This is a genomic window from Bacillus sp. FSL K6-2819, from assembly GCF_038008305.1.
GTDB classification, from domain to species: Bacteria; Bacillota; Bacilli; order Bacillales; family Bacillaceae; genus Bacillus; species Bacillus amyloliquefaciens.
Genome location: NZ_JBBOYV010000001.1, coordinates 1982369 through 2008975, shown reverse-complemented (window position 1 = coordinate 2008975; position 26607 = coordinate 1982369). Strand labels below are relative to the sequence as shown.

Here is a 26607-nt window from a genome sequence, read left to right as displayed (position 1 = left end):
GTGGATATGTGTTCTGGTCAGAGAAACGAAGGAGGGATTTACGAATGGATTCAAAAGATGATTACTTTAAAACAGCTATTAAGTCATACTGCAAGCGACAAAATATGTCACCACAAAAATCACATTTTTCTAACCGGATTAATAATGAGCATACAAGTATTACTCAAAATACTTGCCACTCCTATCCAAAGTAGCCATTGTGCTGCAGTCAGCCATGAGGCAGTTAGGATAAAGAGTCCAATGGCAATTGATATATAATTGCCGGCTCGGTTCAGTTTACGTTTGCAATGAATTTTATATTTGGCATGAGAAATAAATTGATAGATTTTATCTTTCAGCTCATCGCTTTTTTCCTTCATCTTATCCTCTGTCTCTTTTACTTTTCGATAAAGCATATTATTCACCGTCTGCACTCCCATATCGCCGTTTTGAAAATTCAGCCATGATTTTTTCTTCATAGCCATCTGAGATGAATTGTGCCTGATCTTTAACTTGTAAATGTGCTTTTTCTTCAAAACCAACCTGTTCTTCACCATCAAAACGATAAAGTTTTTGCAGCAGCCTCCAGAATGTTTCAATTTCATCAGTTGTGAAGTCATGAAACATATCCGCTAAAAAATAGGTGGATTTTTCTGTGTAGGAAATTAACGCTTTTTTTCCTTCAGGGGTAATTTCAATATTGATTGAACGTTTATCCAGTTTGCTTGGCAAAGTGTGAACATATCCTTTTTTCGCGAGGCTTGAAATTAATTTGTTAGCGGTTTGTTTTGTTGTGCCCAGCTTTTTAGCGATATTCATAAGTGTGGTATCTTCCGTCGGTAAATGGGCAATAGCAATAAGAGTCATGTGCTGTCGGGAAGTCAACGCTTCTAAGTATTCGTCCCCCCGAGTTTGCACCTTATTGACAACCGAAAATAATGATGCGTAACTTTGTTGCATAAAATGCAGTTCCTTCATTAGTAAATTAATATCCATAGTTATCTCCAATCTAAATTGTCACCTTGTTGACAGTTATAATATACATCGAAATAGAAAATAAGTCAACATGGTGACTAATAGGGATTTACGGTTTGTTTTCACAGGGGAGAGGGATGCAAAACCCTTGGAAAAGTTTGAAGGATACTTTATTAGGAAACAAAGATATCACAGGTAAGAGAAATAGTAGAGGACTCAAAGCTGAATCCAAAGTGAGAAGGTGTTTGACATGCAGAAAGTGAACTGGTCAGAACAGTATGAATGGTTCAATAAACAGGATGAAAAAGACGGGCGTTTGATGGCGCTTCTTCGTCATGAGCTTTCATATGGTGAGATCTTACGATTATACAAGAAAGGGTTTTATTTGAAATCAAAAGAAGGGAATGTTTCCTTAAATAAGGACGATATCCGGTGTATGTTTGGGGTTGAGGAGAAAAAGGGCGGCATGTCTTAATGAACGGGAAGAGAAGAACTCTTCCCGCTTTTCGTGGCAGGTGTTAATCTTTTTCCAGCATAGTAGTCAGCCATTCTCTTAATGCAGTCTTTTGTACATACCGCTTTCCGTTTCTGGTAATGTGCGGAATGCCGGAAGTGTCAGGCACGATTTGTTTCGCTTCTTCCTTTGTAACTCCTAAATAATGGCCAATATAGAAGTGCAGATCTTTTTCCTTAATAAGAATTTGGTCAGTGTGTTCATGAGAATCAGGTGATTTAAAGTTTTTTAATCCGTCTCCTATGAAATATCCGGCTAAAGCGATGCCGATGCCGGTAAATATATCCATACAGCAAACCTCCAATAAAAGTTATCATGTTTTATACGGTCAAAACCGCCGAAAAGATTCACCTTCAGTAAGACCGGGGGAGCTTATTTTTGCTTTCCGAGCTTTTCGATCTGCACCTTTCCGGAGAAGAAAACAGCGCCTCCGCCCATATCCGCCAGCCGATCGGGGGTGAGCGAATTGACCAGCTGTTTTTTATCATCCATGTCGGCCCAAAGACCTTGGCTGACTGCAACGCCGGGAAGGACTTGTTCGCCGACGGAAGCTGTCAATTCACATTCACCGCGGTGGTTCCAAACTCTTACAGTTTCTCCGTCTTCTATGTCTAGGCGGGCAGCATCTTCTGTATGAATAAAAAGCTTTGGCGCCTTTTCCAGTTTTACGTGTTTTTCATTATTCGAAAACGTTGAATTTAAGAAATTATGATTCGGTCCCGGAACAAATAGAAACGGAAAATCGTCATCGCTCTTCAGAGGACTGTGCGTCGGCAGCGCCGGATAACCTTCCTGTTTCATCTTTTCAGAATATAATTCAATTTTTCCGCTTGGTGTCTTGAGCTTGCCCGGGAAAAGCGGTTTTTTCCGTTTGGCTCTCATAAAGGAATGGCGTGAGAGCGAATCGTAATCAATATCCTCGATATACGGGTTGTCGGGACAGTCCAGCGCCTGTCTGATTAATTCTTCATCAGAATCCTGAAGCTCCCGCTCGGTAAAGCCCATCGCCCCGGCAAGCAAACGGAACACTTCTGTATTCGATTTGCTGTCTCCATACGGTTCGATCACCGGTTTTTGCAGCTGAATAAAATGATGCCAGTAAGACGTGTAAAAATCCGTACTTTCAAAAGCAGATGCAGCAGGGAGCACAATATCCGCATATTTGGCGGTTTCCGTTAAAAATAAATCATGAACGATTGTAAATAAATCCTCCCGCAGCAGGCCTTTTCTGACTTTATTCGCTTCCGGGGCAACCACTGCGGGATTGGTGCCGTAAATAAACAGGGAGCGCACGGGCGGATTTGTTTCTAAAAGAACGCTTCCGAGCCTGTTCATATTAAATGATCTTGGCTTTCTGCCGTATAGCAGATCAGGACGCTGGAGCGCCTGTCTGTTATAGTTTAATACCGCACTGTTATGTTTGATTGCGCCTCCCCCGGTGTTGAGCCATTGTCCTGTTACAGCCGGAAGACAGGCAACGGTGCGGACGATCATTCCGCCGTTGTCATGATGCTGAATGCCGTTTCCGATCCTGATAAGGGAAGGGGAGGCTTCACCGTACATTCTCGCAAGACGTCTGATATTGTCGGCTTTAACGCCTGTAATAACAGAAACCGTTTCCGGATCATACTGTTTGATATGCGCTTTTAATTCTTCGCTGCCTTCGGTGTATTCTGTGAGAAATGCTTCATCGTGAAGGTTCTCATCGAATAAGACATGCATGATACCGAGAGCGAGTGCGGCATCTGTGCCGGGACGAATGGGAATAAACCAATCGGCAAGCCGGCCGGTTTGATTCTTATGTACATCGATAACGACAATTTTAGCTCCTTTTTTCCGGGCTTTTTGAGCAATCATGACTTGGTGCATATTTGTGCTGACAGCATTGATTCCCCAAAAAATAAAGAGCTTTGCATGGATGGTCTCCTCAGGATCAGTACCCGCGCCTTCTCCCATTGTATAGTTATAGCCTTCAGATCCGGCTTTGCTGCAGATCGTACGTTCAAGATGACTCGCCCCGAGACGATGGAAAAAACGGCGGTCCATTCCCTCTGCAGCCAGTTTTCCCATATTGCCGTAAAAGCTGTACGGAAGAATGCTTTCTGCTCCTTCTTCGGCAATCAGCTCTTTCCAGCGCGCACTGATCGTATTGATCGCTTCCTCCCAAGAAATAGGCGCAAACTTTGCTTCGCCTTTTTCACCAATCCGCTTTAACGGAGCGGTTAACCGCTTCTCATCATAAATGCGCTCAGCCATGTGTCTGACTTTGTTGCATATGTTTCCTGATGTGACAGGGTGATCTGGGTCTCCCTGAATTTTAACGATTTTTCCGTCTTTTTTTGTCACAAGCAAACCGCATTGATCGGGACAGTCCAGTGAGCATACCGACTTAAAGACCCCGTTTGGCTGTTCTGCTGCAGAATTCATAGCCCATTTCTCCTCTTTTTTTATATTGTAAGCATTATAACATTTCAAAATCGAACGTCAATTCTGAAAAAAAGTGTTGACATCCAGGAAAGACTTTTCTATGATGGGTTTATTCTTTTAAACAGCCTGACAATTTCATCATTTTATTTTCTATCAAGAGAGGTGGAGGGACTGGCCCTATGAAACCTCGGCAACATTTATTGTGCCAATTCCAGCAAGCGTACGCTTGAAAGATAGGAAAGAATGATCTATACATATTTGTACGCTTCAAGCGGATAAAGACGGTATATGAATCTCTTTCCTTCTTCGGGGAAAGAGATTTTTTTGTGAAAAAATTTATGTGAAAAGGATGTTTTGCACCATGACGGTTGTAATTACCGCACCATATCACGACGAGGGGCTGAAGGAGCTGACAGAGCTGTTCGGCCGGACTGTGCACAGGCCGTGGAAGAAGCACGGCCGGGCTTATCGGGAAGACGAATTAATTCGGATGATCCAAGAGACAAATGCGGCGGGCCTTATTACTGAACTTGATGAGGTATCTGAGCGTGTCATTGACATATTGCCGGATTCCGCTTTTATCGGCGTCTGCAGAGGGATGCCGTCTAATGTGGATATTGAGGCGGCGACTAAAAGAAAGATTCCTGTTTTCTTTACACCGGCCCGAAATGCCCAGGCCGTTGCTGAACTGTTTATCGGAAATGTGATTTCATTTTTGCGTCATACGTATTCTTCCCATCAGTGGCTGAAGGATGGGAAATGGAATGGTGATTATTTGCAGGCTTACGTCAAATTCAGAGGAAATGAGCTGACGGGAAAAACAGTCGGTCTTATCGGTTTCGGAGCTGTTGGACAGAGAATCGCCCGGCTATTGGCCGCCTTTGACTGTAAGGTGCTGTACTATGACCCATTTGTCAATCATGAAAACCGGGAGTATGAAAAAACGACGATGGAACGGGTATTTTCTGAAAGTGATATTGTTTCCGTTCACTTGCCGCGCACAGAAGAAACCATCGGCCTTATCGGCGCCAAGCACTTTCAATTGATGAAACAAGAAGCTGTTTTTGTCAATACGTCAAGAGCGGCGGTAACAGACAGAGAAGAGCTGTTGCGGGTGCTGAAAGAACGGCGGATTAAAGGAGCGATCCTTGATGTATTTTATCACGAACCGCCTGAATCTTCTGATTATGAAATCATTTCTTTGCCGAATGTGTTAGCGACTCCCCATTTAGCGGGGGCACCATTTGAAGTGGAGGATCATCATGTGAGGATTTTAAATGAAGCGCTTTTCAAATGGAAAAAAGATCAAACCTGCTCAATACGTGAACTTTATAACAAAAGAGAACTTGAAACAAAGGGATAGGAAAAGGAGGAAGCTGTAATGGCTGGACAAAAAGGCTACCTTGTATTTGACATCGGGACGGGGAATGCGCGAGTCGCGGTTGTGACTGCCGGCGGCGAAGTGACCGCACTTGAAAGGGAAGACATTGAATATGTGACAGATCCGCTTTATCCAGACGGCCGCTATTTCTCGCCGGAAAGAATATGGACGAAAATCAGCGCGATGGCAAGGACGGTTATTGCCAAAAGTCCTCATATTACATTAATCGGAATTACCTCAACAAGCCAGAGGCAGGGAGTTGTTCTGATCAATAAAGATAAAAAAGCATTTCTCGGTCTGCCCAATATTGATAACAGAGGGCGCGAATGGGAAAGCGGAATTGAGTTAAAAGATGAAGTGCATCAGCAAACCGGACGTCTCCCGAGCGCTTTATTTTCCGCAATGAAACTTGTCGGATTAAAAGAAAGACAGCCGTCATTATGGAAAGAAGTGACGTATATCACGAGCATCAGTGACTGGGTGACATTTGAGCTAAGCGGAATTTTGAGCTATGAGCCGTCACAGGCTGCCGAAACGCTGCTGTTTGACGTAAGGAAAAAAGCGTGGTCAGAAAAATTATGCAATATCTTCGGTGTTCCTTCTTCCATTCTGCCTTCACTCGTCCGATCCGGGACGGTTGTCGGAATGTTAACGTTTAAGAAAGCTGCGGTTCTCGGTCTTTCTGAAAGAGTGCCTGTGATTGCAGGCGGGGGAGACACACAGCTTGCCATCAAAAGTGCGGATGCAAAGCCGGGGGATATCGTCATCATATCCGGCACGACAACGCCGATTACAAAGATAACGGCAGAGGCCGGAACTGAAAGTTTAGAGAAAGCATGGCTGAATTGCCACACAGAAGAAGGTCAATGGCTTCTTGAGACAAATCCGGGTGTAACCGGGCTCAATTATCAAAAATTAAAATCCATTTTTTATCCGAATGAATCCTACGGCGTCATGGAACGGGAAATCGCAAAGCTGCCGAAATATGATCATGCCTGTGTTTCTGCGCTAGGCTCCTATTTATCGCCTGAGAAAAACGCACTTGCAAAAGGCGGATTTATCTTTGACGCCCCGCTGTCTCAAAATTTAAGCAGAGCGCATTTTGTCAAAGCAGCACTGCTGGAAATTGCTTTTTCAATCAAATGGAACTATGAGGCGTTAACAGAGGTAACTTCCTTTTCACAGAATGATGTGAAAGTATGCGGCGGCGGTTTCCAAAGTGATGCATTGACACAGTTTCTTGCTAACCTTCTGCAAAAGAAGATTTATAAGAGAGAAGGCTTCAGTCAGGCATCCGTGATGGGGGCGGCGGTGATTTGCAACGAGGCTCTCGGTGTGAAAGAAGAGCTTTCGAGTAACACAAAAGTTATTGAACCGGAATCGGATCAGACGGATCTCTTCCTATATGAAGAATGGAAACATACGCAAAGGTTATTTACGCATTTTCAGCCGGCGGTGAAAGCCTGACTCGGGGCTGGGATATATTTCTGAATGAATTAATGACAACATGAAAGTCTGCAGAGGAGGAACAAAAAATGCTTAATAAAATAGGAATTCCGAAACAGCTTACCTGGGGGTTTTTGGGAGTGGTGCTGTTTATGATGGGAGACGGCCTTGAGCAAGGCTGGCTCAGTCCGTTTTTAGTTGAAAACGGCTTGACGGTTCAGCAATCAGCGTCCCTGTTTACGGTTTACGGTATTTCTCTTGCAGCAGCGTCTTGGTTTTCAGGCGTCTGCCTCGAAGCCTTCGGGGCAAAGCGGACGATGTTTATGGGGCTGTTATTTTACGTCATCGGAACAGCCGCGTTTATCGCATACGGATTTGAATATCTTAATTTGCCGGTGATGTATGTCACGTATTTTATTAAAGGGCTGGGGTATCCGCTGTTTGCCTATTCTTTTTTGACTTGGGTGATTTACCGGTCGCCGAAAAACAAGCTCAGTACGGCGGTCGGCTGGTTCTGGATTGCTTATTGCTGCGGCATGTTTGTGTTTGGAGCCTGGTATTCAAGCTGGGCGATCAAATCATTCGGCTATTTGAATACCCTTTGGAGTTCGATTTTCTGGGTATGCCTCGGCGCGTTTTTTGCATTGATTTTAAATAGGGACCGCTTTGAAAAGAAAAAAGCAGATAAGCAGGAAAAGGCGCAGGAATTAATGAAGGGAATCACCATTCTTGCTGAAAATCCGCGTGTGCTCTCAGGGGGTATTATTCGGATCATCAACAGCATCGGAACATACGGATTTCCGGTATTTCTCCCCATGCATATGGCACAGCACGGTATCTCTACAAATGTATGGCTGCAGATATGGGGAACGATTTTTCTAGGCAATATCGTCTTTAACTTAATATTCGGTGCAGTCGGCGATGCATTCGGCTGGAAAAAGACCGTCATGTGGTTCGGAGGAGTGAGCTGCGGCATTTTTACCCTTTTATTATATTACGCTCCTGTTATATCACATGGGAACTTGCTTTTCGTCAGCATTATCGGCTTCATTTGGGGAGGCCTTCTTGCCGGGTTCGTTCCGATTGGAGCCATTGTCCCGACAGCAGCTGGCCAAGATAAGGGGGCGGCCATGTCTGTATTAAATCTGGCTGCCGGCCTGTCAGCGTTTGTCGGCCCGGCGCTGGCTTGGGCATTTATCGGTCTTGTCGGGGTACAGTCAGGAAAATGCGGATTTACAACGCTAAGCCCATTTCCCCGACTATTCCCCCAGTTTTAACAACGTTAAGAAAGTTTCAAGGGTCTTAAAGAATCTAACGAGACCATTTTCTCCGAATTAAAATGGTATTCTCCAAGTAAATTAATATGTTCCCAACCTAGAGGTGACATATGGTGCAATAATTCTTCATTAAAACTACCTGACCGTTTTTGATATTCAACTGCCTTTGTTAGATGTAAAGTATTCCAGATACTGATGGCATTGATAATGATGTTTAAGGCACTGGCTCTTTGCAATTGATGCTGTATGGTTCGTTCCCTAAGCTCTCCTTGTTTTCCGAAGAAAATAGCTCTTGCCAGTCCATTCATGGCTTCTCCTTTATTCAATCCTTTTTGTATTTTTCTTCTTAATGATTCATCCGAAATATAATTCAAAATAAAGATCGTTTTTTCTATTCGGCCCATCTCACGTAAGGCTGTAGCCAAGCTGTTTTGTCTTGAATAAGAACCTAATTTCCCCATAATAAGGGATGCTGAAACTGTTCCTTCCCTTATAGAATGAGCTAATCGCAAAACATCCTCATAATTCTCTTTAATGACCTTTGTATTTATTTGTCCACGTAAAATGACTTCTAATTTTGGATACTCACTTGCCTTATCTATTGTAAATAATTTCGAGTCTGATAAATCTCGTATTCTTGGAGCAAATTTAAATCCTAATAAATGGGTCAGTCCGAATATTTGGTCTGTGTAACCAGCCGTGTCTGTATAATGCTCTACTATATTTAGATCCGTCTCATGGTGTAACAAACCATCCAAAACATGAATCGCATCCCTTGAATTAGTATGAATAATCTTTGTGTAATAAGAAGAAAATTGATCACTTGTAAAACGATAGATGGTGGCTCCTTTTCCAGTTCCATAATGTGGGTTTGCATCTGCATGTAGCGATGAAACGCCTATCTGCATTCTCATACCATCGGACGAGGATGTTGTACCGTCTCCCCAATAGGAGGACAATTGCAATTTGTGATGAAAATTTACTAATACGGCTTGGGCTTTATTCATTGCATCTTCATACATGCGCCATTGTGATACATTGGCCAATTGCTTATATGTAAGTCCGGGTGTTGCTTCAGCCATTTTGCTTAAACCAATATTCATTCCCATTCCTAAAAGAGCAGCCATAATAATAATTGTTTCTTCTTTATCCGGTTTTCGATTATTGGAAGCATGAATAAATTGCTCATGAAATCCTGTTATATAAGCAATATCCATCAGTAAATCGGTTAATTTTATTCTTGGTAGCATCTGATACAGGCTTGCGCTAAATTTTTTTGCTTCTTCTGGAACATCTTTTTCTAAGCGTTCAATTGACAGCTTTCCTTTTTCAAGAGAAACCCCGTCTAACTTGTTGGAATTGGTAGCTAACCACTTTAACCTTTTGTTAAGGCTGCTGGTTCTCTCCGTCATATAATCCTCGAATGATAAACTAACTGATAATCTTGTATTCTCCTTCGTTTGATTCCATGTATCTTCTGAAAACAAATATTCTTCAAAGTCTCTATATTGTCTGCTGCCAACAATGGAAACATCTCCTGCCCTAACATGCTCCCGAAGTTCTGTTAAAACAGCCATTTCATAGTAATGACGATTGATTGTTGTACCATCATCCTCGTATAAATGCTTTTTCCAACGTTTTGAAATAAAATCCACAGGTGAGTTATCAGGCACTTTTCGCTTTCCGGATTCGTTCATTCCACGGATAATCTCAACAGCTTGTAAAAGTGGCTCATTTGCTTTTGTAGAATGAAATTCCAATACCCTTAATAGCGTTGGCGTATATTTTCTAAGTGAATAAAATCGTTTTTGCAGTAAGTCTAAATAATCATAGTCGTCAGGGCGTGCAAGCTCCTGAGCTTCTTCGACCGAAGAGACAAAAGAATTCCATTCGATAACGGATTCTAAAACCTCAAAAACGTCTAATTTTTCCTTTTTTGCTTTGATTAAAGCTTGTCCGATGTTCGTAAAGTGTATAACTTTCTCATTCAGCTTTTTACCGTTTTGTTTCTGAATTTCCTCTTGAGCCTTACGGCCTTTTGATAACAGACTAAGTATTTGTCTATCATGAATTTCAAAAGCTTTATCCGTTAACTCTTGAGTAAGATGTAATAAATAGACGGTTAATATCGAATATCGCTTATTTTCTTGAAAGTCACGGAATGCATATGGCTCATATCTTGAGCCTAAGCGAGATAGTTGAAACAGGCGATTGCGATGCAAATGACTAATTTGTACCGTTTCTAATTCCATTCCTCGTATGTATTCGAGTCGTTCTATTACTTTTAGAAATGTTTCGGGTGAAGGATGACCCGGCGGTTCCTTTAACCAACCCAATATCGTTTTATTGGATTCGGATGGATGCTGCGAAGTAATGATCTCTTCAAGCTTTCCTTTTTGTTCATTTGTAAGAGATTGACTAACAGTATTAAACAGTTTCTTTTCAGCCATTGCCCTTGCCTCCCACACCATTCTTTCAAGTGTAGTAATAGCAGGCAGTATGATTTTGTTTTTTCTTAGAAAATCTATACATTCATGTAGTAGATGTATGGCATCGCCATTTTCAAAAGCTAATTGATGAAGATGCTTAAATGCTATTCGATATTCTCTTAGAGTAAAAGTTACAAAGTCGTATTCACTTCGAAGTTCTTTCAAATGATCCCAAAGTGTATTTTCTCTTTGAGGATAAAGACTAATCGAAGATGGAGTGGCACCGATTTGTTTCGATATATAATGTATGACTGATTCCGGGATGCTTTTGATATGAGTGTATGGCCAACCGGGATACCGAAGAACAGCTAATTGAACAGCAAACCCTAAACGGTTTTCTTCTCTCCTTCGCTTATTAACTATTTCTAAATCCCGTTTGGAAAAAGTGAAGTAGGTCCCCAATATCCATTCATCTTCAGGGATTTGCATAAAATCCTGCCTCTGTTCCAGTGTAAGCAATTCTCTACCTCTCGCAATTTTCATTCAGTATCATCCCATTTCCATAATTATTCAGTTAATTAGTTCAATTATATATCAATAGAGTGTACTCTATTGATACAAGTATAGTAGACTGATAAAATCATAGTTAAGAGTGTCTCATAAGACTTGTCTCAAAAACGAGGTGAAATTTTGCAGAAAATCGGTTATGTACGCGTCAGTTCGACTAGCCAAAATCCTTCAAGGCAATTTCGGCAATTGAACGAAATTGGAATGGATATTATTTATGAAGAAAAAATTTCAGGAGCCACAAAAGATCGTGAACAACTTCAAAAAATGTTAGAGGATTTACAGGAAGGTGACATTATTTATGTTACAGATTTAACTCGGATCACTCGAAGTACGCAAGATTTATTTGAATTGATTGATTTAATACGAAATAAAAAGGCAAGCTTAAAATCACTTAAGGATACATGGCTAGATTTATCAGAAGATAATCCATATAGCCAATTCTTAATTACGGTAATGGCTGGTGTTAACCAATTAGAGCGAGACCTTATTCGTATGCGTCAGCGTGAAGGAATTGAGCTCGCAAAGAAAGAAGGGAAGTTTAAAGGACGGTTAAAGAAATATCATAAAAATCACGCAGGAATGAATTATGCAGTAAAGCTATATAAAGAAGGAAATATGACTGTAAATCAAATTTGTGAAATTACAAATGTATCTAGAGCTTCTTTATATAGAAAGCTATCGGAAGGAAAAAAATAAGCATTCATTACTTATATTAAAAATTTCCGGGGATTGTGAAACAACGTACCTAACCAAGCAGGCTATTTCTATAAGGAAGTATCAATATTTGTTTATCTAACTAGGCACGATCATCAAAGGGTTCCGAGTACATTTTAACGGAGATATACGCTAAACTCAGATTTAAAGCAAGGCTGTATTTTTCGAGAACACTTTTAAAAAACAACCTTAGTCACAAAGGAAGGTTGTTTTTATAAAGTCATGGTCTAATTAAAACAATTGCTGTCCCAAGAGCATACTTGAGACTGTAAAGGCACCAGCAGGTGGTAAAACATTAGTATATATGGGAGGTCCCAAACGGGTTGTAAAGGTTGTAGCAATCCAATTTCCGTATTCACCAGCCAGCAAAGAGGGAGGTTTCATTATAAACCGTCCACTTAAAATGAAATGCCGAATGCTTATAGCGGTCTCATCAATTATTGTCAAGTTGCCAAAAAAGGAGGCATATGGTGAATCGAAACTTATTTGTTTAGCGCTTTCGTCCCAATACCCATTAATCGGAATAGGTATACCACGAAAATTAACTGTACCTACTACTTTGTTGTCTACAATGGAATCAATGGTAAGTATACCTCTAATAATGGATCTCCCCGCAATAGAAGCATCAATCCCCCATACGGATGGAAAGGGGATACTAACTTTGGCTGTCTTTGGAATTTTCAAAATTAACCTCTCCTTGATTATTTTATGTATGGATTGAGTTGTATTTAATCATAATCCTGTAGTAATGATACAGTATATGCACAGAGAATCACTTAGGTGTTTTGTTAAGAAAGAAGCATCAATAATCAATCAGCCTACTGTCTAGATGAACAAGAGTTTGCCTGACCCACGAAAAATATGGAACATTAATTGCTGCTCATACATATGGTCTCTACCAGTTTGAAACAATTATGTATCCAATTTTTTTATCAATTCTATTAGATAGCATACTAATATTTACTTTCTGTTTTTTGTTGTCTTGCCTTCCAGAATATAAAAGAATTTTTCCCTTTCACATCTCCAACTTTTAATTTGACAATGTCACCTACCTGTAATTCTGTATTAATCCCCATCAAATATAGCTATACATCTCTTTCGCCCAATCTCGGATTTTTGGTTTCCTTTTTTTCTCCCAGTTTAATCCCAAGTTTTATTTCTTCAATGTCCTTTTTTGGTTTTAACGTTAAACGTTGAAAGGATTTCCTTTTTTGTTTTGTTGTCATTTTTTCACCTTCTAAAATGTATGAAAAATTTGATGTTTAATAACAAAACAGTTCCTTTTTATGTATTAGACAAACCTTAATACGGCGACAAATGCATGCGTTTATCTTTGTTATTACATTTTCAATGTTAAATACCCATAAATAGGATGATTAAGAGGGAGAAACTCTTAAAACTTTGGGACAATATCCGAAAAATGGGAAAAATATTAGTCCTTTCAGGAAATACAATCATCTTATTTTATAAAGGTAGGGGTGTAAAAGAAATTGAAGTTGAGAAAAGAAAAAATGAAAAGTTATAAGAGCTATTGCTGTCAACGAGAAATAGAAGAAATGATGGGGATATGGAAAAGGGGTTATTATCGAAAAAATGGAGCTATACGTCAAAAATAATTTAGATTTAAATTTCCCAAAAATCATTGAATAAAAAATTCTCCATAAAGCAAAATAAAAGAGTAAAAAAAAATTCAAGAAGGAGGAAATTATCATGACAGTAATAAATGACGTTAAAACAGCTCTAGCAGGATTGAAAAGTGCTCAAGCAAGTTTTGAAACATTTGCTCTTAGTACAGATAATCAACAAGCTAAGCAACTTTACCAAGATGCAGCTAAGCAAACCCAATCCGTTGTAGACAGCATTGAACCACGTGTTCAACAAATCGAACAAGAAGAACCTCAATACAAACAACAGTAATTAGTAAGGCGAAAAAAGGTTGGCCTCTTAACCAACCTTTTTCAGCTGTTCAAATAATGGAAAAACATGGAGGTGATTTTTTTGAAAGATAAAATAACCACATTGAAAAACCTACTTTTTATTATAATGGTCATTGGTTTCGCATCAGGATGTAATGGTAATCAAAATGAATTTATTCAAGGTAATAGTACTTTTGGTATTTCGCAAGTACATACAAGTAAGCCAATTGATCAATCCGTTGCCAATCATGCGAAAGAAAAGATAATTGCCAAGGAAGATATTACAGACGTAAAAGCTGTGAATACTGATAAAGAGCTTATGGCAGCGATTAAAGTTGAGAATTTTGATCGATTTCGATTAAAGAGTATCGAGAAGTCAGTAAAATCCGACTTAGAAAAAAAATATCCCGACTATAAAGTTTTTGTTTCGACTGATAAAAAAATATTCTGGGAACTTGAAAAGGTCGAGCAAAGACTGAAAAAAAACGATATGAATAAGAAGAACTTAAAAAATGATTTGAACAAACTGAAAAGTCTTATGAAGGAACAAACCTAAAGAGGAAGGATCGAGTTATGTCTAACAATCAAAAGAAACAACTTACTCCTGTGCAACAGGAATATCAAAAATTGCAAAAACAACGAGAGATCAAAAGACCGGTTGTTAAAAATTGTATTAAGGCCTTTTTAATCGGTGGACTTATTTGTTTGATTGGTCAGCTTATTTCAGACTTTTACATTTATTATTTCGATTTTACTGAGCAAACGGCCGGAAATCCGACGGTGGGTACGTTAATTTTTATTACAATGCTTCTTACTGGTTTTGGCGTATATGATCGAATGGCCCAATTTGGTGGGGCTGGAACAGCTGTACCTGTAACAGGTTTTGGCAATGCGGTTATATCGCCTGCCATTGAGCATCGAAGCGAAGGATTTGTACTGGGCGTAGGTGGCAACATATTTAAATTAGCGGGGGCGGTTATTTTATTTGGTGTTTTTTCTGCTTTTGTCATTGCCTTAATTAAAACCACTTTAATCCAGTGGGGTGGTTTATAATGCTAGCAGGTCATCGTACATGGATCTTCGAACAAAAGCCTGTCATTATCTCCACTGGAACCGTTGGTGGACCATTTGAAGCCAATGGTGCTATCCCAGATGATTTCGATACTCTTCATGCTGATTTATGGCTTGGGCAGGATTCCTATGAGAAAGCACATAAAATCCTTTTTGAAGAGGCTTGCCAAAAAGCCATGGAAAAAGGGGGCATACAAAAGGATCAAGTTCAATTTATCCTAGCTGGGGACTTAATCAATCAAATCACCCCAACAAGTTTCGCTAGCAGAACGATTGGAGCGCCTTATTTTGGCTTATTCGGTGCTTGCTCTACCTCGATGGAAGGACTGGCTCTAGGTGCTTATATTGTAAATACAAAAGGAGCGAAATATTTGTTAACAGGAGCTTCCAGTCATGATACAGCTGTTGAAAAACAATTTCGGTATCCAACTGAGTATGGTGGACAAAAGCCACCTACGGCACAATGGACGGTTACTGGTGCAGGTGCAGCCCTATTAAGTGATTCTGGGGAAGGACCTCATGTCACATCTGCCACAATTGGTCGTGTAATCGATATGGGATTGACAGATCCATTTAACATGGGAGGAGCTATGGCGCCAGCTGCGGTTGATACCATTGAAGCCCATTTAAAGGAACGAAATGTTGAGCCATCTTATTACGATTTAATTGTAACCGGTGACCTTGGCCAAATCGGACAGGAAGTGTCCATGGATCTATTTAAAAAGCATGGAACTCCTATTAGTGAAGAACAATACCAAGATTGTGGCCTTATGATTTATCGGGAAGGACAACCCGTTCTTGCAGGGGCAAGCGGTGCAGGCTGTTCAGCAACGGTAGTTTATGGGCATTTATTAAACCGCATGAAAAATGGTGAATTTAAACGCATGTTAGTTGTGGCTACAGGTGCTTTGCTTTCACCGTTGTCCTTTCAGCAAAATGAAACAATTCCTTGTATCGCCCATGCAGTGTCAATTGAATACGGAGGTGAACAATTAACATGATCTATTTTTGGGCTTTTGTCGTAGGCGGTTTAATTTGTATCATTGGGCAAATTATGTTTGATGTATTTAAATTGACACCAGGTCATACCTTAAGTGCTCTTGTAGTGATTGGGGCGCTTTTAGATGGATTTGGACTATACGAGCCTTTGATTGATTTTGCTGGGGCAGGGGCTACCGTTCCGATTACAAATTTTGGGAATTCGCTTGTTCATGGTGCGATGCAGGAAGCAGAAAAACATGGGTTAGTTGGTGTACTGACAGGAATGTTTGAAGTAACTAGTTCTGGTATTTCAGCTGCCATTGTTTTCGGCATGATAGGAGCTTTAATTTTTAAGCCAAAAGGATAAGGAGAATTAGGATGACAGTAGGATCAGATGTTAAACAGTGTTTTGCCAGTCTAAAAGGGGTAGAAGCAAGTCTCTCAAGTTTAGCATTACGGACTCTTGATGATGAATCGAAGCGAACTTTGCATGAGGCTATGATGGTAGTACACGAAGTAACAAAAGATTTAAAAAAAAGAGTAGGAGAACTAGAAGGAGAGGAACTTCAGTACAAAGGTTTCTAGAAAAACTATATTTACAGGAGGTGTAAGCAGTGCCTGAATGGTTAGATGTAGCTGTACGCTCAGCATTATTTGTTGCTCTTTTACTTTTCATTACAAAATGGTTAGGGAAAAAGCAAATTTCCCAACTAACTTTCTTTGAATATGTCACCGGTATTTCTATTGGGAATATTGGTGCAGAAGTGGCTATAGGACTTGAACGGAACATTTTTCACGGAATTATTGGAATTGTCATTTTTGCGGTTATTCCCTTTTTCGCTGGTTTAATTTCATTAAAAAGTAAACGTTTTCGCAATTTTATAGAAGGAAAAGCAACTGTATTTATCAAAGATGGGAAGATTATGGAAGATAATTTAAAAAAGGAAAGATATACGACAGATGAACTGTTAGATCTCCTTCGCAAGAAGGATGTCTTTCAAGTCTCTGATGTAGAATTTGCTGTTTTAGAGGCAACAGGTGATTTATCTGTGATGCTAAAGAAAGAAAATCAACCTTTAACAGCAAAGGATATAAACTTGAAGGTTGCTTCAATCAAGGAGCCTCAGACCATTATTATGGATGGTACAATAATGGATGAACCACTAGCCACGATTGGACGAAGTCGGGCTTGGCTACAAACTGAATTAGAAAAACTAGGGGTAACGATTGAAAATGTATTTCTGGGACAGGTTAATTCTTACGGAGAGTTAACGATTGATCTGTTTGACGATAAATTACAAGTCGCACCCCCACAAGAAAGACCCTTAATTCTTTCAACCTTGAAAAAATGTCAAGCAGACTTAGAACTATTTGCTCTTGGAACGGAATCAAAAGACGCCAAACAAATGTATAGGTTAAACAGTGAAAAATTACAAGAAGCCATTGATAAAGTGACCCCTATTTTAAAAGGATAAGGATTTAGCTTAGATTCATACATGACGAAAAAAAGATACCATTTTTAATTGAAATAAGTTTAAAAACCTTAGTCCAATTTCGGACTAAGGTGAATTTTTTTACGAGGTGTTAGAAGTGTCTATTTTTTTAGTTAAAGTTATTTTTATCTATATTGTGTTTATTGTAGCAGTAAATATTTTAGGGAAATCAGCTCTAGCCCAACTTACCCCTCATGATTTTGGAGCGATTCTTTTTTTATCTTAATCGAAAGTTAAAGGAAAGTAGATATCCTTTACCTGAGCTGTTGTCTAATTTAAGAACAACAGGATATCCGGATATTCACGATAATGAATATGCGATTTTGGAAGCAACAGGTGAAATTAGCATTTTTCCAAGAAAAGAATTAGTTCCTATTACTCCAAAAGATTTACATATGAAAGTGGAATACCGCGGATTACCCATAGCCGTTGTCATTGAAGGGAAAGTGCAAAAGCGTAAATTAAAATTTATCAACAAAAATGAAAAGTGGTTAAAGGAAGAACTAAAGGCAAAGGGATATCTTCAAATCAAAGATTTTTTTTATGCTGCTGTTAGAGATACCGATCATTCATTAACCATTAACAAAAAAGATGTTAACGACTAATTTTAAGACGATTTCCTCCCAATATAAATTAATGTTTTCTCTTATTTACTTCTTGTTGCATTTACCACTTTCATTTTCCAAATTTATAAAAAATTATACCTATATTTAGGAATTTACCAGATGGTAATTTTCAAAATCACTAAGTCTCTAGTTAGGACAGTGCCCAGATCATTACGCCTTTCTTGATGTCAGAACTTTCCCAACCTTAATTCTCTTTTTTTCGTTCTTAATATCTTATACAAGTTCTTATAAAGGTAGTCCATAATATATAACAGACAATCCCTTCATATTCCATACGTATACTGGTTACATAGTTTGTACATGTTAAGAGTAACAGAAGGAGGGATTCCAGTTGGAGTGGATTTTTTATCTATACCTGTTAAATACGTTCTTTATCTTATTCATAGCAATTTGGGAAGTTCGTCGGCCTGCCAAGGCTTTGAATTGGATAATAATCGTCCTTTTTTTACCTGTCATTGGTTTCTGGCTATATCTTAGCATATCAAACCCTAGGTTTATTCATCGAAAAAGATTGACCTGTTCTAAAAATGAATCTAACAAATTACCTGAGACATTCGGTGCTTCAGCATCGGTAATTGCCAATGCTTTACGGCATTTCACTGTGAATGGGCTTCGAATGGGCCAAGTCCAAGTGTTTAACAATGGGATAGCAAAATATGATCAACTCCTTGTATCCCTGCAAAAAGCCCAAGAAACCATTGATCTGGAATATTTCATCTATCGGAACGACCAAATTGGTAATCGAATCACAGAACTGCTAATCGAAAAAGCATTAAATGGAGTGCAGGTTCGTTTTATGAGAGATAGCTTGGGGAGTTATAAATTCCCGCGTGAAAAAATCCGGCAGATGGTTGAAGCAGGGATAGAATGCAGGACAATATTTCCTCTGCGATTTCCCTGGATTTTGTCCAATTGGAATTATCGGGATCATTGTAAGATTGTGACGATTGACAGAAAGGAATCCTTTACTGGCGGTATGAACGTTGGGTATGAATATACAGGATTAAAGCCAGACGTAGGATTTTGGAGGGACACTCATTTGCAAATTATAGGGGAAGCAACAGGCGACTTGCAGACTGTTTTTGATGTTCATTGGGAAATCGCTGTGCCGGAAAGGATAAAATCAAAAACAAATTTGAAAACAAAATCAGAGGTAACGAAAATCAATTCAATCGGCAGAGCAGATCATTCCAAATGGTCAGCCGAATTGGGATCAGAGTTGAGCACCCTTGATGATAAAGAAATGGACATATCCGGAAAAACTAGGACATTGCATAAAGCGTATATCCATACGTTGGAAGGAAACCCTGGAATTCCTACCCCAGTCATTCGGCAAGCTTACTTTATATGTATAACACAGGCGACCAAGACTATTGATTTAACAACACCCTATTTTGTACCAGAAACGGATATTATCATGGCATTAAAGACAGCAGTAACTCGTGGTGTCCGTGTAAGATTGCTGGTTCCTCGCCACAATAATCAAAAAATCGTGGGTCTTGCAAGCCGTACTTATTACGGAGAACTTATAGAAGCTGGAGTTCAAATCTACCAGTACGACAAAGGAATGATACATGCGAAGGTGTTGACCATCGATGAGGAGATTGCTGCCGTAGGCTCAGCAAACTATGATATGAGAAGTTTTCGCCTGAATTATGAGGTGTGTCAAGTCGTGTACAGTGCTGATGTGGCAAGGGAACTCACAGAGCAGTTCGAGAGGGATCTTACTGATTCTGTACCATTAAGAATTGAAGACTTGTTGCAACGATCCCTGACCGAGCGCATTGTTGAACAGGGTGCTCGCGTGCTTTCTCCATTATTATAAGTTGAAAAAACCGGTATTATTTATCTTTCTGATTTTAATTAGCTTACATGTTGTAATATAAATATTTTAAAACATGAGGATTTTTGAAATCGAGTGAAATATAAAATGGAGGAATAAATTTTGGGTGAAGTTTTTTTGGGTTTACTGACAATCAAAGTCATAGTAGGTTTTGCAACTTTATTTTTTATCATTATCATAACAGGCAGAACATCCATCTATCAGTTAAACCCCGTTTCACTTAGTTTTTGTGTTAGTACTTGGAGATTTTTTAGGAAATAACATTTATGAAGATAAGGTAGGGATTTTTCATTTTTTATATGCCATCGGATTGTGGACGTTTCTTATGTTGGGAATAGAGTTTATGACTCTAAAAAATAAATCGACACGTTCTCTCTTATTAGGCAATCCTAACATCATCATTCGAGATGGTGTTATGGACAGAGATGTAAATCAAGTATTGAGTATACTCCGTCAAAATAATGTCTTTTCAGTTCGCGAAGTCAAATACGGTATATTGGAAGCTAATGGGCAAATAAGTTTATTATTAAAATCCAAGTATCAAAAACCAGATCTCAATCTTCCAGAAAGTCCAGTAGACCTCCCAACATCGTTAATTATAGATGGGGAAATTTTATGGGATAATTTACATGAACTCGGATTTGATCAACAGTGGTTAGATAACCAATTAACTACCAATGGATATGATAATGTAAAGCGTATACTTTACGCAGATTGGCGAGAGAGTGAAGGCATACATGTAAGTCCTAAATAAAATTTGTTAGGATAAGAGCACATCAATTTTCTTGGTGAATATAAACTTTAGTCTTCAACAATCAGGCGCTTTAATGAAGTAACTAAAGCCTAATTTTTCACTTATAACACCGAGAAATTAGACTTTTTATATTTTGGTTTCCTTAACGTTGTAAATCCGCATTTTCCTGACGCTACCCCTTGTCGGCGCACAAGGTGTCGTATGGATTTTCGCGGCATTATATTTTGCAAGTGCGATCTTGACAAACCAAATCAAAATACCTGAAGAGAAAACGGCAAAAGAGAATCAAGGTTTGCCTGAATACGCTTCTTAACAGCAACGTCCCGAAGACTCGGGGCGTTTTTTTGACAGCTGCTAAATAAACTTGTCAAAGCGCTGAATTTGTTCCCGTAACGATTGTTTGTTTTCGTCAAATTGTTTGAAACGATGTCCATTTGCGCCGGACGGATGGGGAAAGCCTTCTAAAATGACCGCATGATTCATCCTGCCGTTCTTCTTTAGCGTGCGACAGGTGGTTTCTGCTGCTTTGCCGAGAGGGATGAGCAGAATATCCTTTTTTATCATTTCTATTTCATCCGGAAAACATTTCAGCGCATAACGGCTGAGGAGAGCCGACCTGCTGATTGTCGGCCGATGTCCCGTATAGTTTTTGTGTTTATAAAAAACAGGGTGTTTGATAACAGACGTTGTATGAAGCAGCTCCCGTTTCGTATTGAATAATTGGGATGAATCCTCAAGGTGAAGTGCGGCCGGCTGACCGCATTCATTAAGCATTTCAATGATATGCTGTCTCATTGAACCGGAAAGGCCGGCCGCTTTTTTTGTCTCATATGCTATCGTCTCAAGAGAGCCACCGCTTTTTAAAAGATGCGCCGCTGCTTTGTAAGCCCGCTGCATCTGAGAAAAACCGGGTGTGATTCCGGAAATGGCAATCACTGCACGGGGGTTGATATATTCATTATGGGGGGAATAAAACATGTCCAGATCTCCGTCCTTGGCTAAATGGAAATTCGCAGTCAGCAAATCCGCCTTTGTAAATCCTCCCGAAAACGAAGGTGATTTAAGCTTCTGCAAATAAAGCGAAAGCCGCTCACGGCCGCATATCATGTTACGCCTCCTTGAATCCGTCAGTTCCTTATAGTGTCATCAAAAACGGCGGATGACATCCAGGCTCATATATCGCTTTTTCCGGCATTCCAGAGCATTTTCAGGACGTGGGGCGTTCCTTTGACTTCGGCAGCCGTTGTTTGCATGGCTGTTTTTTTAGTGAGAAAGTCTTCCTGCAGTTCTTTCTGCTTTTGCGATAACAGCTGGGTTTCTGTTTTGATTTCTTCAACGGACGTCTGCATGGACGCTGCCGTCCCGTTGATCTTCTTTATATCCGGCTTTGTGTTTCTTTTAAAACGCACGGCGGATACGGCTAAATAAATCAATGCGGCAGCTGCTACGGCAGCACTGATATACAAGATGATGATCATCTCTTTTTCACTCCTTTTTCTCTGTTGATACCCTTTATGGAGAGTGTTGAATCGTTTTATTTGCTAATTGTTTTTTTTCTGCTTATAATGTGAAATCGTACATAAGGACATTCAGAAAGGGTGAAAGACATGGAAAGCTTACAGAACAAAACGGCTCTTATCACGGGCGCAGGCAGAGGAATCGGACGCGCCGCCGCTATCGCTTTAGCCAAAGAAGGAGTCAATATCGGTTTAATCGGCCGCACTGAAGCAAATGTCGAAAAGGTTGCAGAAGAAGTGAAAGCCCTTGGTGTAAAGGCATCCTTCGCTGCTGCCGATGTGAAAAAACAAAACGAGGTTGAACAAGCCGTCTCCTCTATTAAAGAAGAACTTGGTGAGATTGATATTCTTATTAACAATGCAGGAATCAGCAAATTCGGCGGATTTTTGGATCTCACGCCTGAAGAGTGGGAAGACATCATTCAAGTCAATGTAATGGGTGTATACCATGTGACACGCGCTGTTCTTCCTGAAATGATTGAGAGAAAATCAGGAGATATCATTAATATTTCTTCTACGGCAGGCCAAAGAGGCGCCGCGGCGACAAGCGCATACAGCGCTTCAAAATTTGCCGTTCTCGGCCTGACTGAATCTCTCATGCAGGAAGTCAGAAAACACAACATCCGTGTCAGCGCAATGACTCCGAGCACGGTTGCCAGCGACATGTCTATTGAATTAAATCTGACAGACGGCAATCCGGAAAAAGTTATGCAGCCTGAGGACCTTGCAGAATATATGGTGGCTCAATTGAAATTACATCCGCGCATTTTTATCAAAACTGCCGGTTTGTGGTCAACAAATCCTTAAACAAAAGGGGACCTGTCTTCATGACGGGTCTTTTTTTGTTACCGCAAACCGAATGAACAGACAAAAGAAGTGAAAAAGGAACCGAGATCAGTTATAATTAAACTAAATAAACTATGTACCAAATGTTCATTAAATTTATTTTCCCCGCTGCCAAAAAAACAAATAAACATGAGTCAAACTGTTCGCGCAATAAAAGGAAAAACGGGATATAAAGAGAATATTTAGTACATGGAATAATTTGTTAGAGGGAAGGGCGTGCACATATTGAAAGAAGAAAAAAGAAGTTCAACCGGTTTTTTAGTGAAACAAAGGGCTTTTTTAAAGCTTTACATGATTACGATGACAGAGCAGGAACGGCTTTACGGACTGAAGCTTCTTGAGGTGCTGCGCTCTGAATTTAAACCCATCGGTTTTAAGCCGAATCATACCGAGGTGTACCGTTCACTCCATGAACTTTTGGATGACGGGATTTTAAAGCAGGTAAAAGTCAAAAAAGAAGGAGCCAAACTCCAGGAAGTCGTTCTCTATCAATTTAAAGACTATGAAGCTGCGAAGCTTTATAAAAAGCAGCTGAAAGTTGAGCTCGACCGCTGCAAAAAGCTGATAGAAAAAGCCATTTCCGATAATTTTTAAATCCGTCCGGAACACATCGGCCTCCCGGGCTCAAACGGTGTGTTCTGTGTTTCATTATACATAATGACAGGCAGGGGACAATACATTTAATAAAACCTCAAACTTGACATCGAGTCCTGACATGGTAACATAAAAAACGTGTGAAAAATACGAACAAAATACGAACAAGGGAGATGTTACCGATCTTTGATCAAAAGAAAATTGCTTTTATCGGAGCAGGATCAATGGCTGAAGGAATGATATCAGGCATGGTCCGAGCAAAAAAAATTCCCAACCAAAATATCTGCGTGACAAACCGCCGCAATACAGAGCGTCTCGCTGAATTGGAACATCAATACGGAATTCAAGGCGTGCCTTTTGACAGCATGAAAACCGAAGACATTGATGTTTTTATTTTAGCCATGAAACCGAAGGATGCTGCAATCGCTCTGACGACGCTGAAACGGCGTATTCAACCCCATCAAATCATTCTGTCTGTCCTGGCAGGCATAACGACCTCATTTATACAACAATCATTACATGATCGCCAGCCTGTTGTCAGAGTCATGCCGAACACATCCAGCATGATCGGCGAATCGGCAACAGCTGCGGCTTTCGGAGACCATGTCTCTCACAGTGCAGCAAAAACCGCGGTATCCCTTCTGGAATGTCTCGGAGAAGTGTATGTGATCAAGGAAGAACAGATGGACATTTTCACAGGCATCGCAGGCAGCGGTCCGGCGTACTTTTATTATTTAATGGAGTTTATCGAAAAAGCAGGTGAAGATGCAGGATTAGATAAACGGCTGTCCCGCAAAATCGGCGCGCAAACGTTATTAGGCGCAGCTAAAATGCTGATGGAGACGGGAGAAAAGCCGGATGTGCTGCGGGAAAACATTACCTCTCCAAACGGCACGACGGCAGCCGGCCTCGATGCGCTCAGGTCAGAAGGCGGCGGGGAAGCAATCGCCAAAGCCATTAAACACGCAACCGAACGTTCTATTGAGATCAGTAAAACATTTGAAAAAACAGCAGCACTATAAAAGACAATAACAGGAGTGATACAGTGACGTCTCGGACAGAGATCAAAAGAGTCGCGGTGAAAATCGGCAGCAGCTCACTGACGAGCCTGCACGGAGAAATCAGCAGAAGAAAACTGGAAACTTTGGTGGATCAAATCGCACAGCTGAAAGACAGAGGCTATGAAGTGATTTTAGTATCTTCCGGGGCGGTGGCGGCAGGTTATCGAAAACTCGGATTTATTCAGAAACCGGAAAGCCTCCCTGAGAAACAGGCTTCTGCTTCCATCGGGCAGGGATTATTAATGGAGGCCTATTCAAAGCTGTTTTTAGCGCACGGTTATGTCGCGTCACAAATTTTAATTACAAGAAGCGACTTTTCCGATGAATACCGCTACCACAATGTCCGCAATACGATGAACGTCCTTTTGGAACGAGGCATTATTCCGATTATTAATGAAAATGACACCGTCACAGTCAACCGGCTGAAATTCGGTGATAACGATACACTCGCAGCAAAGGTGGCAGGTTTAATTGATGCCGACATGCTTGTGATTTTATCAGACATTGACGGATTATATAATGATAATCCGCGCAGCAACCCGAAAGCGCAAAGAATCCGGCATGTAAGTGACATCACCCCGGAAATAGAAGCAAGCGCGGGAGATGCCGGAAGTGAGATGGGAACCGGCGGAATGCGCTCAAAACTGGATGCTTTTAAAATTGTGATGGCCTCCGGTATTAAAGGCTTTCTCGGGCAGGCTAACGCTCCGGACATACTGCTGGAGGCGGTAGAAGAGGCGGCTGAAGGAACTTATTTTGAAGCGGAAGGAACCCTGCCGTTAAGCCACAAAGAACAATGGCTTGCATTTAATTCCGGCCCCGAGGGCGAAATTGTAATGGAAAAGGAAAGCAGCCGCGATGTAGCGAACGGAAATGTGGCGCTGTCACCGCAGGACATTGAACAGATTAAGGGCAAATTCAGCAGCGGGGCGGTTGTCAGACTGCTTGATCAGCAGGGAGAAGAGCTCGGGCTCGGCATCGTCAATTATTCCTCGGCCCAGCTGATGACATTTAAAGAAACGCCGCACAAACAGACCGAGCAATCGGTTATTGATCCAGAAGCGTTTGTCTGCCACGTTGAACTGTCCATCCCGATCGGCTGACAAAATTCAATATAAACATAAAAAAGCCCGAGGCTTCGTTTTGAAGCCCGGGTTTTATTGATATTGTTCAAGTTTGGAGAAAAATTGAATGACAAAATGATAGAAATCATTCGCAGATGGAGCCAGTTCTCTGTTTTTTGGTCTAATAATGCCTACGGTGCGCTTCACTTGAGGAAATTCAATGGGAATTTTGACCGTGAACCGAGGTGTGATTTCTGCAAAAGTGCTTTCAGGTAATAGAGTAACTCCCATCCCGGCGGAGACTAATCCTTTAATGGCATCTAAATCCTCGCCCTCCGTTGATACTAGCGGCGCAAAGCCGGCTTGTCTGCAAGCGTCAATTGCCATGTTGCGGAGAATAAATCCTTCAGGAAATAAAACAAATTGGTCACCGCGCAGATCAATTAAATGGATATTTTTCTGTTTTGCAAGCGGATGATGCAGCGGAACAAGCGCGTAAATCTTTTCCGTGAATAAGATATTGCCTGTTATGTCGGGAAATTCCGTCGGAACGGGGCCGAGCAGCGCCGCATCTATATCCCTGTTTCTTACGGCTTCAATTAAAAACTTATAAGATCCTTGGCGGAGCAAAAACTCGACATTCGGGTATTCCTCTTTAAATGCCGAAATCACCGTCGGTAATAGCTGGCTCGCAAGGCTCGTCGGAAATCCTATTTTGACGGTTCCGCGATTCGGGTCAAGGTATTCATCGATTTGTTCCTTCGCGTAATCAATTGCTTTCATTGCCGTTTTAACATGTTCTAAAAATTGTTTGCCGATCGGCGTTAATTTAATATTTCTGCCTTCCCGTTCAAATAAAGTGACCCTCAGCTCTTCTTCAAGATTTGCAATCTGCCTGCTGATGGCGGATTGTGCGACATGCAGATGATCAGCCGCTTCTGACACATGTTCCCGTTCTGCTACCTCCATAAAATACCGAAGCTGGCGTAATTCCATTGCGTCCACACCCATCTATCTCATTTTGAGATGTATTTGATCTAAATTATATATTGTTTATATTGTTTTGAAAACTTACAATTAATTTAAAGTTGTCAGATTTTATGACCGATAATTAACGGAAACTGATCGG

At 40.5% G+C, this 26607-nt stretch carries 27 protein-coding genes, 4 pseudogenes and 1 riboswitch; of the genes and pseudogenes, 21 read left to right on the top strand and 10 right to left on the bottom strand.

From position 1 onward, the window contains the following. Nucleotides 1–119 precede the first annotated feature (119 nt). Together MHH91_RS09980 and MHH91_RS09975 are read right to left on the bottom strand one after the other, a co-directional pair. Nucleotides 120–404 (bottom strand): hypothetical protein, encoded by a 285-nt coding sequence (locus MHH91_RS09980; protein ID WP_014470312.1) that lies wholly within the window; start codon nt 402–404, stop codon nt 120–122. Beyond that, on the bottom strand, nt 397–975 hold the full coding sequence (locus MHH91_RS09975; protein ID WP_013352501.1) for a MarR family winged helix-turn-helix transcriptional regulator: 579 nt from the start codon (nt 973–975) through the stop codon (nt 397–399). The genes MHH91_RS09980 and MHH91_RS09975 overlap by 8 nt, the downstream gene beginning before the upstream one ends. A 229-nt stretch (nt 976–1204) precedes the next feature. Here MHH91_RS09975 and MHH91_RS09970 point away from each other — a divergent pair, with 229 nt between their 5' ends. Next, the gene (locus MHH91_RS09970; RefSeq protein WP_014471891.1) at nt 1205–1429 is read left to right on the top strand and encodes a hypothetical protein; all 225 of its coding nucleotides are present in this window, start codon (nt 1205–1207) and stop codon (nt 1427–1429) included. Between the two features lie 43 nt (nt 1430–1472). Here MHH91_RS09970 and MHH91_RS09965 read toward each other — a convergent pair whose 3' ends face one another. Together MHH91_RS09965 and MHH91_RS09960 are read right to left on the bottom strand one after the other, a co-directional pair. Beyond that, nucleotides 1473–1757: a hypothetical protein gene (locus tag MHH91_RS09965; RefSeq protein ID WP_013352499.1), complete on the bottom strand. Its 285-nt coding sequence runs from the start codon at nt 1755–1757 to the stop codon at nt 1473–1475. A gap of 83 nt (nt 1758–1840) precedes the next feature. Beyond that, nucleotides 1841–3895: a molybdopterin oxidoreductase family protein gene (locus MHH91_RS09960; protein ID WP_013352498.1), complete on the bottom strand. Its 2055-nt coding sequence runs from the start codon at nt 3893–3895 to the stop codon at nt 1841–1843. A 147-nt stretch (nt 3896–4042) separates the two neighbouring features. Then, nucleotides 4043–4135: riboswitch (SAM riboswitch) on the top strand. Nucleotides 4136–4256: 121 nt separating this feature from the next. Between MHH91_RS09960 and MHH91_RS09955 the strand changes: the two genes are divergently transcribed. From MHH91_RS09955 to MHH91_RS09945, 3 genes and pseudogenes are all read left to right on the top strand, one after another. Beyond that, nucleotides 4257–5258, top strand: a complete 1002-nt coding sequence (locus tag MHH91_RS09955; protein WP_014471890.1) for a 2-hydroxyacid dehydrogenase — start codon at nt 4257–4259, stop codon at nt 5256–5258. A gap of 18 nt (nt 5259–5276) precedes the next feature. Then, nucleotides 5277–6743: an FGGY-family carbohydrate kinase gene (locus MHH91_RS09950; RefSeq protein WP_013352496.1), complete on the top strand. Its 1467-nt coding sequence runs from the start codon at nt 5277–5279 to the stop codon at nt 6741–6743. A gap of 68 nt (nt 6744–6811) precedes the next feature. Further along, a pseudogene (locus MHH91_RS09945) lies at nt 6812–7939 on the top strand (RbtT/DalT/CsbX family MFS transporter); the annotation flags it as partial. Nucleotides 7940–8004: 65 nt separating this feature from the next. Here MHH91_RS09945 and MHH91_RS09940 read toward each other — a convergent pair. Further along, complete coding sequence (locus MHH91_RS09940) at nt 8005–10971, bottom strand: Tn3 family transposase (protein ID WP_000684982.1); 2967 nt, start codon at nt 10969–10971, stop codon at nt 8005–8007. 147 nt (nt 10972–11118) lie between these two features. Here MHH91_RS09940 and MHH91_RS09935 point away from each other — a divergent pair, with 147 nt between their 5' ends. Beyond that, entirely contained in the window at nt 11119–11694 is a 576-nt protein-coding gene (locus MHH91_RS09935) for a recombinase family protein (protein ID WP_001169292.1), read from the top strand. Between the two features lie 249 nt (nt 11695–11943). Here MHH91_RS09935 and MHH91_RS09930 read toward each other — a convergent pair whose 3' ends face one another. Then, the gene (locus tag MHH91_RS09930; RefSeq protein ID WP_041481646.1) at nt 11944–12396 is read right to left on the bottom strand and encodes a hypothetical protein; all 453 of its coding nucleotides are present in this window, start codon (nt 12394–12396) and stop codon (nt 11944–11946) included. A 401-nt stretch (nt 12397–12797) separates the two neighbouring features. Next, entirely contained in the window at nt 12798–12938 is a 141-nt protein-coding gene (locus tag MHH91_RS09925) for a hypothetical protein (protein ID WP_013354185.1), read from the bottom strand. 484 nt (nt 12939–13422) lie between these two features. Between MHH91_RS09925 and MHH91_RS09920 the strand changes: the two genes are divergently transcribed. The 12 genes and pseudogenes from MHH91_RS09920 to MHH91_RS09865 all read left to right on the top strand — a co-directional run. Then, nucleotides 13423–13629 carry a DUF1657 domain-containing protein gene (locus MHH91_RS09920; RefSeq protein ID WP_013352384.1) on the top strand — a complete coding sequence of 69 codons (207 nt, stop codon included), beginning with the start codon at nt 13423–13425 and terminating at the stop codon, nt 13627–13629. Between the two features lie 81 nt (nt 13630–13710). After that, entirely contained in the window at nt 13711–14184 is a 474-nt protein-coding gene (locus MHH91_RS09915; protein ID WP_009336487.1) for a YhcN/YlaJ family sporulation lipoprotein, read from the top strand. A 17-nt stretch (nt 14185–14201) separates the two neighbouring features. Beyond that, a complete protein-coding gene (gene spoVAC, locus MHH91_RS09910; RefSeq protein WP_013352385.1) occupies nt 14202–14681 on the top strand; it encodes a stage V sporulation protein AC in 480 nt (159 codons plus the stop codon). Then, nucleotides 14681–15700: a stage V sporulation protein AD gene (gene spoVAD / locus MHH91_RS09905; RefSeq protein ID WP_013352386.1), complete on the top strand. Its 1020-nt coding sequence runs from the start codon at nt 14681–14683 to the stop codon at nt 15698–15700. Before spoVAC ends, spoVAD begins: the two co-directional genes overlap by 1 nt. Beyond that, entirely contained in the window at nt 15697–16047 is a 351-nt protein-coding gene (gene spoVAE, locus MHH91_RS09900; RefSeq protein ID WP_013352387.1) for a stage V sporulation protein AE, read from the top strand. The genes spoVAD and spoVAE overlap by 4 nt, the downstream gene beginning before the upstream one ends. 11 nt (nt 16048–16058) lie before the next feature. After that, nucleotides 16059–16265 carry a DUF1657 domain-containing protein gene (locus MHH91_RS09895; RefSeq protein WP_009336483.1) on the top strand — a complete coding sequence of 69 codons (207 nt, stop codon included), beginning with the start codon at nt 16059–16061 and terminating at the stop codon, nt 16263–16265. Between the two features lie 29 nt (nt 16266–16294). Then, nucleotides 16295–17155 (top strand): DUF421 domain-containing protein, encoded by an 861-nt coding sequence (locus MHH91_RS09890; protein ID WP_013352388.1) that lies wholly within the window; start codon nt 16295–16297, stop codon nt 17153–17155. A 115-nt stretch (nt 17156–17270) separates the two neighbouring features. After that, nucleotides 17271–17778, top strand: a pseudogene (locus tag MHH91_RS09885) (DUF421 domain-containing protein). 352 nt (nt 17779–18130) lie between these two features. Further along, complete coding sequence (locus tag MHH91_RS09880; RefSeq protein ID WP_013352389.1) at nt 18131–19624, top strand: phospholipase D-like domain-containing protein; 1494 nt, start codon at nt 18131–18133, stop codon at nt 19622–19624. Nucleotides 19625–19871: 247 nt separating this feature from the next. Next, a pseudogene (locus tag MHH91_RS09875) lies at nt 19872–19925 on the top strand (hypothetical protein); the annotation flags it as partial. 60 nt (nt 19926–19985) lie between these two features. After that, nucleotides 19986–20396, top strand: coding sequence for a DUF421 domain-containing protein (locus MHH91_RS09870; protein WP_076983292.1), 411 nt, complete (start codon nt 19986–19988; stop codon nt 20394–20396). 178 nt (nt 20397–20574) lie between these two features. Further along, nucleotides 20575–20709: pseudogene (locus tag MHH91_RS09865) on the top strand (MFS transporter); the annotation flags it as partial. Between the two features lie 41 nt (nt 20710–20750). Here MHH91_RS09865 and MHH91_RS09860 read toward each other — a convergent pair. Both MHH91_RS09860 and MHH91_RS09855 read right to left on the bottom strand, forming a co-directional pair. Beyond that, nucleotides 20751–21503, bottom strand: coding sequence for a hypothetical protein (locus MHH91_RS09860; RefSeq protein ID WP_013352494.1), 753 nt, complete (start codon nt 21501–21503; stop codon nt 20751–20753). Between the two features lie 65 nt (nt 21504–21568). Beyond that, nucleotides 21569–21874 carry a DUF948 domain-containing protein gene (locus tag MHH91_RS09855; RefSeq protein WP_013352493.1) on the bottom strand — a complete coding sequence of 102 codons (306 nt, stop codon included), beginning with the start codon at nt 21872–21874 and terminating at the stop codon, nt 21569–21571. A 129-nt stretch (nt 21875–22003) separates the two neighbouring features. On the opposite strand from MHH91_RS09855, the gene MHH91_RS09850 reads away from it, so the two are divergent. The 4 genes from MHH91_RS09850 (at nt 22004) to proB (ending at nt 25517) form a co-directional block, all read left to right on the top strand. Beyond that, nucleotides 22004–22720, top strand: coding sequence for a 3-ketoacyl-ACP reductase (locus MHH91_RS09850; protein ID WP_013352492.1), 717 nt, complete (start codon nt 22004–22006; stop codon nt 22718–22720). 264 nt (nt 22721–22984) lie between these two features. Next, nucleotides 22985–23353 carry a replication termination protein gene (gene rtp, locus MHH91_RS09845; protein ID WP_014470319.1) on the top strand — a complete coding sequence of 123 codons (369 nt, stop codon included), beginning with the start codon at nt 22985–22987 and terminating at the stop codon, nt 23351–23353. A gap of 173 nt (nt 23354–23526) precedes the next feature. After that, nucleotides 23527–24375, top strand: a complete 849-nt coding sequence (gene proC / locus MHH91_RS09840; protein WP_013352490.1) for a pyrroline-5-carboxylate reductase — start codon at nt 23527–23529, stop codon at nt 24373–24375. 23 nt (nt 24376–24398) lie between these two features. Further along, nucleotides 24399–25517: a glutamate 5-kinase gene (proB, locus tag MHH91_RS09835; protein WP_013352489.1), complete on the top strand. Its 1119-nt coding sequence runs from the start codon at nt 24399–24401 to the stop codon at nt 25515–25517. Between the two features lie 54 nt (nt 25518–25571). On the opposite strand, the gene MHH91_RS09830 is transcribed toward proB, so the two are convergent. After that, nucleotides 25572–26474, bottom strand: coding sequence for a LysR family transcriptional regulator (locus tag MHH91_RS09830; protein WP_013352488.1), 903 nt, complete (start codon nt 26472–26474; stop codon nt 25572–25574). Nucleotides 26475–26607 lie beyond the last annotated feature (133 nt).

What these genes read in the sequence shown, in the direction of transcription:
- MHH91_RS09975 (WP_013352501.1), bottom strand. Translation starts at nt 975, where the DNA reads ATGGATATTAATTTACTAATGAAGGAACTGCATTTTATGCAACAAAGT.
- MHH91_RS09955 (WP_014471890.1), top strand. Translation starts at nt 4,257, where the DNA reads ATGACGGTTGTAATTACCGCACCATATCACGACGAGGGGCTGAAGGAG.
- MHH91_RS09850 (WP_013352492.1), top strand. Translation starts at nt 22,004, where the DNA reads ATGGAAAGCTTACAGAACAAAACGGCTCTTATCACGGGCGCAGGCAGA.
- MHH91_RS09920 (WP_013352384.1), top strand. Translation starts at nt 13,423, where the DNA reads ATGACAGTAATAAATGACGTTAAAACAGCTCTAGCAGGATTGAAAAGT.
- MHH91_RS09870 (WP_076983292.1), top strand. Translation starts at nt 19,986, where the DNA reads ATGACTCTAAAAAATAAATCGACACGTTCTCTCTTATTAGGCAATCCT.
- proC (WP_013352490.1), top strand. Translation starts at nt 23,527, where the DNA reads ATGTTACCGATCTTTGATCAAAAGAAAATTGCTTTTATCGGAGCAGGA.
- MHH91_RS09970 (WP_014471891.1), top strand. Translation starts at nt 1,205, where the DNA reads ATGCAGAAAGTGAACTGGTCAGAACAGTATGAATGGTTCAATAAACAG.
- MHH91_RS09895 (WP_009336483.1), top strand. Translation starts at nt 16,059, where the DNA reads ATGACAGTAGGATCAGATGTTAAACAGTGTTTTGCCAGTCTAAAAGGG.
- MHH91_RS09965 (WP_013352499.1), bottom strand. Translation starts at nt 1,757, where the DNA reads ATGGATATATTTACCGGCATCGGCATCGCTTTAGCCGGATATTTCATA.
- spoVAE (WP_013352387.1), top strand. Translation starts at nt 15,697, where the DNA reads ATGATCTATTTTTGGGCTTTTGTCGTAGGCGGTTTAATTTGTATCATT.
- MHH91_RS09860 (WP_013352494.1), bottom strand. Translation starts at nt 21,503, where the DNA reads ATGATATGCGGCCGTGAGCGGCTTTCGCTTTATTTGCAGAAGCTTAAA.
- MHH91_RS09950 (WP_013352496.1), top strand. Translation starts at nt 5,277, where the DNA reads ATGGCTGGACAAAAAGGCTACCTTGTATTTGACATCGGGACGGGGAAT.
- spoVAD (WP_013352386.1), top strand. Translation starts at nt 14,681, where the DNA reads ATGCTAGCAGGTCATCGTACATGGATCTTCGAACAAAAGCCTGTCATT.
- spoVAC (WP_013352385.1), top strand. Translation starts at nt 14,202, where the DNA reads ATGTCTAACAATCAAAAGAAACAACTTACTCCTGTGCAACAGGAATAT.
- MHH91_RS09855 (WP_013352493.1), bottom strand. Translation starts at nt 21,874, where the DNA reads ATGATCATCATCTTGTATATCAGTGCTGCCGTAGCAGCTGCCGCATTG.
- MHH91_RS09830 (WP_013352488.1), bottom strand. Translation starts at nt 26,474, where the DNA reads ATGGAATTACGCCAGCTTCGGTATTTTATGGAGGTAGCAGAACGGGAA.
- MHH91_RS09960 (WP_013352498.1), bottom strand. Translation starts at nt 3,895, where the DNA reads ATGAATTCTGCAGCAGAACAGCCAAACGGGGTCTTTAAGTCGGTATGC.
- MHH91_RS09940 (WP_000684982.1), bottom strand. Translation starts at nt 10,971, where the DNA reads ATGAAAATTGCGAGAGGTAGAGAATTGCTTACACTGGAACAGAGGCAG.
- MHH91_RS09925 (WP_013354185.1), bottom strand. Translation starts at nt 12,938, where the DNA reads ATGACAACAAAACAAAAAAGGAAATCCTTTCAACGTTTAACGTTAAAA.